We start from the raw sequence: 1324 nt of genomic DNA on the forward strand, positions 1-1324 counted from the left end.
TGTCCCGTCCTGAATATGGTTTACACCTTTCCTCCCAATAAATGGAGAACCCGATGGGACAAGGTGTGAAACGGACACAGCGCGATTACTCGCTGACTTTTAAACTGGCACTGGTCGAGCAGATTGAAAAAGGCGAGCTCACCTACAAACAGGCTCAGGTGCGTTATGGCATTCAGGGCCGCTCCACTGTTCTGGTATGGTTGCGTAAACATGGTCGGCAAGATTGGAGCCAGGGGGCTTCTGTGCGTGCCGGCAGGAGCATCACCATGCCTGACCCCGACAACCAGACACCCGAACAGCGCATCAAGGAACTCGAGCAACAGCTGGCGCTGATGAGTCAGAAGGCCCAGTTCTTTGAGGCCGTCGTCGATGTACTGAAGAATGAATACGGCGTCTCCATCGTAAAAAAGCGACCCGGCAAGTCCTCTCGCAGCGGCAAGTCGAGAGGCTGACCATTGTCAGGGCTTGCCTGTTTCTGGGGATAAGCCGGCAGGCTTACTACAAGCGCAATCGGGTCGCCGACGAGCGCCATGCACAGGGATTGCAGGTGGTGCGCTTCGTGCGTCAGGTTCGACTGCGACAACCGCGGGTGGGCACTCGCAAGCTGCATTATCTGCTCCAGGGTCAGGATGATGGCGGGCTCAAGGTAGGGCGGGACAGGCTGTTTCGGATATTGACCGAGCACCGCCTGCTGGTGCCACCCAGACGGGCGTATCACAAGACCACCCACAGTTTTCACCGTTTCTACCGTCATCCCAACTTGCTCAAGTCGGGGCCAGAGCAGGTCACGCCGGTGGCCCCGGAGCAGGTCTGGGTCGCAGATATCACCTATCTGCCAGCCAGAAGCGGACCGCTGTACCTGAGCCTGGTGACGGATGCGTACTCACGCAAGATAGTGGGCCATCACGTGCACGAAGGAATGCATGCCGAGTCGGTGGCGATGGCGTTCAAGAAAGCGCTGAAGCAACGACGTGGCAGCGGGGAGCTAATCCATCACTCGGACCGCGGCGTGCAGTATTGCTCTGGTCTGTATCAGTCATTACATGAACGGTACGGGGTGAAATGCTCGATGACGGATGGGTATGACTGTTACCAGAATGCGTTGGCGGAGCGGGTGAACGGGATTTTGAAAGGAGAGTTATTGTTGCAAAGCCCGCAGGATTTGACGCAAGCGCGGGAAATGGTGCGTGAGGCGGTGGATATTTACAACGCGGAGCGGCCGCATCATGCGTTGAAATACAGAACCCCCGATGCGGTACATAGGGGGTTCTGAGTAGAGAAATGCTAGTTGAAAATGTGTAAACCTATTTCAGGACTAGACATG

1 protein-coding gene is annotated in these 1324 nt (G+C 56.3%); it reads left to right on the plus strand.

The annotated features are described in order from the left end of the window. Positions 1-53 precede the first annotated feature (53 nt). Positions 54-1273, plus strand: a protein-coding gene (locus tag GWQ31_RS21660) for an IS3 family transposase (protein ID WP_275910250.1) whose coding sequence is annotated in 2 segments (ribosomal slippage) — positions 54-402 and positions 402-1273 — 1221 coding nt in all. Because the reading frame shifts where the segments join, the coding sequence is not laid out codon by codon here. Positions 1274-1324: the final 51 nt, after the last annotated feature.

Origin of the sequence: Aeromonas sp. 2MA4, assembly GCF_029237305.1 — a bacterium.
GTDB classification, from domain to species: domain Bacteria; phylum Pseudomonadota; class Gammaproteobacteria; order Enterobacterales; family Aeromonadaceae; genus Aeromonas; species Aeromonas salmonicida.